At 70.4% G+C, this 5,033-nt stretch carries 6 protein-coding genes; 5 read left to right on the forward strand and 1 reads right to left on the reverse strand.

From position 1 onward, the window contains the following. The coding region (gene rpoN, locus VHK87_RS16910; protein WP_329636058.1) for an RNA polymerase factor sigma-54 at positions 1 to 1,179 on the forward strand (1,179 nt) is incomplete at its 5' end. Between the two features lie 260 nt (positions 1,180 to 1,439). On the opposite strand, the gene VHK87_RS16915 is transcribed toward rpoN, so the two are convergent. Continuing rightward, positions 1,440 to 2,468 carry an aspartate-semialdehyde dehydrogenase gene (locus VHK87_RS16915; RefSeq protein WP_329636059.1) on the reverse strand — a complete coding sequence of 343 codons (1,029 nt, stop codon included), beginning with the start codon at positions 2,466 to 2,468 and terminating at the stop codon, positions 1,440 to 1,442. 247 nt (positions 2,469 to 2,715) lie between these two features. Between VHK87_RS16915 and VHK87_RS16920 the strand changes: the two genes are divergently transcribed. From VHK87_RS16920 to VHK87_RS16935, 4 genes are read left to right on the forward strand one after another with little or no spacing between them, the layout of a single operon-like run. Continuing rightward, positions 2,716 to 3,342 carry an exopolysaccharide biosynthesis protein gene (locus VHK87_RS16920; protein WP_329636060.1) on the forward strand — a complete coding sequence of 209 codons (627 nt, stop codon included), beginning with the start codon at positions 2,716 to 2,718 and terminating at the stop codon, positions 3,340 to 3,342. Positions 3,343 to 3,374: 32 nt separating this feature from the next. Then, positions 3,375 to 4,025: a ribosome hibernation-promoting factor, HPF/YfiA family gene (gene hpf / locus VHK87_RS16925; RefSeq protein WP_329636061.1), complete on the forward strand. Its 651-nt coding sequence runs from the start codon at positions 3,375 to 3,377 to the stop codon at positions 4,023 to 4,025. Between the two features lie 56 nt (positions 4,026 to 4,081). Further along, on the forward strand, positions 4,082 to 4,546 hold the full coding sequence (gene ptsN, locus VHK87_RS16930; RefSeq protein ID WP_329636063.1) for a PTS IIA-like nitrogen regulatory protein PtsN: 465 nt from the start codon (positions 4,082 to 4,084) through the stop codon (positions 4,544 to 4,546). A gap of 32 nt (positions 4,547 to 4,578) precedes the next feature. Then, positions 4,579 to 5,010, forward strand: a complete 432-nt coding sequence (locus VHK87_RS16935; protein WP_329636062.1) for a DUF2141 domain-containing protein — start codon at positions 4,579 to 4,581, stop codon at positions 5,008 to 5,010. The last annotated feature ends 23 nt before the right edge of the window (positions 5,011 to 5,033 follow it).

The following is a 5,033-nucleotide window of genomic DNA, read 5'->3' on the forward strand; positions in this document are numbered from 1 at the left end:
CCCCCCGACGCCGGGGGCGCCATCGACTGGTCGCGCGCGGGCCGGGGCGGCGAGCTGGACATCGAGGGTCTGGAAGGCGCCCTGACGCGGGAGAAGACGCTCGCCGAGCATCTGCACGACCAGCTCTCCGTCGCGGGCCTCGCCCCCGCTGAGGCGGCCGCCGCGGTCGTGCTGATCGACGCGGTGGACGAGGGCGGATACCTGCGGGCCGACCTCTCCGAGGTCGCCGAGCGGCTCGGCTGCAGCCTGGAGTTCCTCGAGAGCGTCCTGACCGTCCTGCAGGGTTTCGAGCCGGTGGGCGTGTTCGCCCGCGACGTCGCCGAATGCCTGGCGCTGCAGCTGAAGGACCGCGACCGGTACGATCCGGCCATGGCGGCCATGGTCGCCAACCTCGACCTCCTCGCCCGCCGGGACCTGGCGGGCCTGCGCCGCGTCTGCGGCGTCGACGACGAGGACCTGAAGGAGATGATCGGTGAGATCCGGGCCCTGACGCCTAGGCCCGGCGCCGCCTTCGGCTCCGAGCCGGTGCAGCCGGTGGCCCCCGACGTCTTCGTGCGCGAAGGCCCCGGCGGCCTGTGGCACGTGGAGCTCAACTCCGAGACCCTGCCGCGGCTGCTGGTCGACCAGCGCTACCATGCCAAAGTCAGCGCGGTTGCTCGTTCCGATCAGGAGAAGGTGTTCGTCTCCGACTGCCTGGCCAGCGCCAACTGGCTGGTGAAGAGCCTCGACCAGCGAGCCCGCACCATCCTCAAGGTCGCCTCCGAGATCGTCCGCCAGCAGGACGGCTTCATGGCCTTCGGTGTCGAGCACCTGCGTCCGCTGAACCTGAAGACTGTCGCCGAGGCCATCGGCATGCACGAGTCCACCGTCAGCCGGGTGACGTCCAACAAGTACATGGCCACGCCGCGCGGCCTCTTCGAGCTGAAGTTCTTTTTCACCTCCTCGATCAATTCCACCGGCGACGGCGAGGCCCACTCCGCCGAGGCCGTGCGCCACAAGATCAAGCAGCTGATCGAGGCCGAGACCGCCGGCGCGGAGGTCCATTCCGACGACCGCATCGTCGAGATCCTAAAGGAGGCGGGCGTCGACATCGCCCGCCGCACCGTCGCCAAATACCGCGAGGCGATGCGCATCCCCTCCTCGGTCGAACGCCGCCGGCTGATGAAGGACGGGGTGTAGCTTCCCTCCCCCTCAGGGGAGGGTGGCCGCGAGCGGAGCGAAGCGGACGGGTGGGCAAATCCCGCGCTGGCGTGGCGCTTGCCGACCAGCTCCCTGCAGTTTCGATACTCCCCCACCTCGCGATGCTTCGCATCGTCGGTCCTCCCCTGAAGGGGTGGGAAGTTGAAGGGGGCGGCCGAAGGCCCTGGGCAGGGTTCCAATCGCGCGCGGGGCCGGCCGCCCCCTTCGCCTCTCCCGCCGATGCGGGAGAGGTGTCCGGGTCAGCGCCAGAGGCGCTCGGCGATCAGCACGGCGTTGAGGGCCGCGCCCCGCAGCAGCTGGTCGCCGGAAAGGAACAGGGCGAGCGTCCGGCCCTCAGGATCGCTGAGGTCCTGGCGGATGCGGCCGACCAGGACGTCGTCCTCGCCCGAGGCCTCCACGGGCATCGGGAAGTGGTTGCCGGCCCGGTCGTCGACGACGCGCACGCCCGGCGCGGCGGCCAGGATCTCCCGCGCCGCCTCGGGCGAGACCGGCCGGTCGAACTCGACGCTCAGCGCCATGGAGTGGGCCCGCAGCACTGGCACGCGGATGCAGGTGAAGCTGATCCGCAGGTCCGGCAGGCCGAGGATCTTGCGGTGCTCGGCCATCACCTTCTCCTCCTCGCCGTTGTAGCCGCTTTGCGGATCCACCGCGGCGTTGTGGCTGAACAGGTTGAAGGCGTAGGGGTGCGGCAGGACCTTGGGCGCGAAGGCTTGGCCGGCCAGCTGGGCGGCGGTGGAGGCGGTCAGCTCGTCCATGGCCGCAGCCCCGGCCCCGGACGCCGACTGGTAGGTCGCGCCGATCACCCGGGTGATCCCGCCGAGCGCCCTGAGCGGCCCGAGCGCCATCACCGAGACGGCGGTCACGCAATTGGGGTTGGCGACGATGCCCGGCCCGGCCGGCAGGTCGCCAGCGTTCACTTCCGGCACCACCAGGGCGACGTTCGGGTCCATCCGGAAGGCCGAGGAGTTGTCGACCACCAGCGCGCCCTGGGCCGCCGCGATCGGCGCGTAGGCCCGGCTGACGCCGGCGCCGGCCGAGAAGAAGGCCACGTCCACGCCGGCGAAGGCGTCCAGCGAGACCGCCTCCACCACATGCTCGCCGATCCGCCGGCCGGCCGAGCGTTCGGAGGCCAGGAGGCGCAGGGAGGCGGTGGGGAAGCCGCGCCGCTGCAGGCAGCCGATCAGCTCGACGCCCACCGCGCCGGTGGCGCCGACGATGGCGACGTTGGCGGCCCGCTGGCCGGCCTGAAGTCCTGGGGATTGAAGCATCTGAACCTGTCTCCTTGGGCTGTTCAGCCGGGAGGCGGGTTCTTCTCGTTCTGGAAGCGACCCCGTCCTGCCGGCGGGGTCGGTGGGGTGGAGCGCCTAGGCGCGCGCACAAACCCCCACGCCCCGAGGCGTGATGGTCTTAATCGTGCGCTTGGTCGCTTGACGAGCCATGGCTGGGCCTTAGACGAACGGGGCGCGCGATGCAACTGGGCCCGCGCGACAGTGGCCGCCGCCGGCCGGAGTATCGATGGCCGATCCCGAGACGGACAAGACCGCCAGCATCTCGGCGATACTGCGCGAACTGTGCGCCGACCCGGAGGCCGAGATGACCATCGGCCAGATCGTGCGCCGGTTCGGCCGGCGCGCCTTCGGCGCGGTGCTGTTCCTGTTCTCCACCCCCAACCTGCTGCCGCTGCCGCCAGGCTCCTCGACGGTGCTCGGAGCGCCGCTGGTGTTGCTGGCGCCGCAGGTGGCCCTCGGCGTCCAGGCGCCCTGGATCCCAAGGGGCCTGGCCAGCCGCAAGATCACCGGCGCGGCGCTGGCCGCCACCTTCGGGCGCATGCTGCCCTTCGTGGAGCGGGCCGAGCGGTTCTCCCGCCCCCGGCTGCCGTTCATGTTCGGGCCGGTGGGCGATCGGATGATCGGCGTCGTCTGCACCCTGCTGGCCCTGGTGCTGATCCTGCCGATCTTCGGGGCCAACATGCTGCCGGCTGCGGCGGTCGGGGTGCTGGCCCTGTCGCTGGTCCAGCGCGACGGCGTCCTGGCGCTGATCGGCTACCTGCTGGCGGCCATTAGTGTAGGCGTCCTGGCGCTGATGGCGGGCGCCGTCGTGCTGGCTGTGCAGAAGCTGCTGCATCTTTTCGGCGCCGCTTGACACCATACCGGGCCGGGCGCGTTGATTGGCCCATGCAAGTCTCTGTCACCGGCAAGCATGTCGATGTCGGCGATTCCCTGCGTACGCGGGTCTCCGACGAACTTTCCACCAGCATCGGGAGGTATTTCGATAGAGGCGGGGGCGCCGACGTGGTGGTCAGCCGCGAAGGTCATTCCTTCAAGGTCGACTGCGCCGTCACCCTGGCCTCGGGCGCGCACCTGCAGACCCACGGGGTCGGCGGCGACGCCCATTCCGCCTTCGACGCGGCGCGCGAGCGGATGGAGAAACGCATCCGCCGCTACAAGCGCAAACTGAAGGACCACCACATCCAGGCCCAGGCCAAACAGGCCGAGACCACCGCATACTTCGTGCTGCAGACGGCCAATCCGGACGTCGGCATCGAGGAGGAGGAGGACGACGAGGAGGAGGGCGGCGCCGACCACCCCGAACCGGTCGTCATCGCCGAGATGGAACGCCCGATCCGGACGCTGACCGTTTCGATGGCGGCGGCCGAACTGGACTTGACCGATTCTCCCACAATCGTGTTCAGGAACGCCGCGCACGGCGGATTGTCCGTGGTATATCGCCGCCCCGACGGAAATATCGGCTGGATCGACCCCGAACGCGCAAAGTCCGTGAACGGGAGCGGGAACGGGGCGGAGAGCGCCGCAGCGAACCCTTAAGGCTCGCCGCGCGTTCCGCCGCAGATTGGGCGGCTGGACTGGGCAGAGCTATGAGTTTGCAGATCGGCGACATCCTGGACCGGAACGCCATCGCGATCCGCGTGAAGGCGGCTGACAAGCGTCAGGCGCTTTCACGCATCGCGGACCTGGCGGCCCGCAACCTGGGCCTGGACGCGGCCAAGGTGTTCGACGCGCTGATGGAGCGCGAGCAGGCCAGCTCCACCGGCGTCGGCCACGGCGTCGCCGCCCCCCACGCCCGCCTCGATGGCGTCGAGCGCATGCGCGGCGTCTTCGTGCGCCTGGAGCAGCCGATCGAGTTCGAGGCTATCGACGACCAACCCGTCGACCTCGTCTTCGCCCTATTCGCCCCGCCGAACGCGGGGGCAGAGCACCTGCGGGCCCTGGCGCGGGTGTCGCGGCTGCTGCGGCACGCGGAGTTGCGGGAGCATCTGCGTAAGGCGCGCAGCGCCGACGCCATCCACGCGCTGCTGGTGCAGGAGGCGCGGCCGAGCGCGGCGTGAGGGTCGCAGCGGCTCGTGCTAGCGTGGCGTCGATGTCCCGACGCAATCTCGTACGCCTCGTCACTCTGTGCGGCATGCTCGTCGCGTCTGCCGGCCCCTCAGAAGCGGCGGGCCTGACGGTGCTCGCGGAGGCCCTGGAGCCTCGCGGCTCGCTGGTCGTCGCGGTCTTCGACAGCGATGCGGCCTGGCGGGCGCGGAAAGCGCCTGTGCGTCGGGCCGTGATCGAGGTGACGCAACCGGCTGCACGGGCGACGTTCGCGGACCTTCCGCCGGGGCGGTATGCGATAATGGCCTATCACGACCGCAACGGTGACGGACGGCTCAATACGCTTCCGATCGGTCTGCCGACGGAGCCCTACGGCTTCTCCAACGGCGCGCGCGGCTCTTTTGGGCCACCGTCCTGGCGCGCGGCTTCTTTCGAGGCTTCTTCGTCGGGCGCGATGCAAGCTCTGCGCTTGCGGTAGGCGACATCGATTAGCGCACGGGC

It is taken from the genome of Phenylobacterium sp. (assembly GCF_036263695.1).
Lineage (GTDB): Bacteria > Pseudomonadota > Alphaproteobacteria > Caulobacterales > Caulobacteraceae > Phenylobacterium.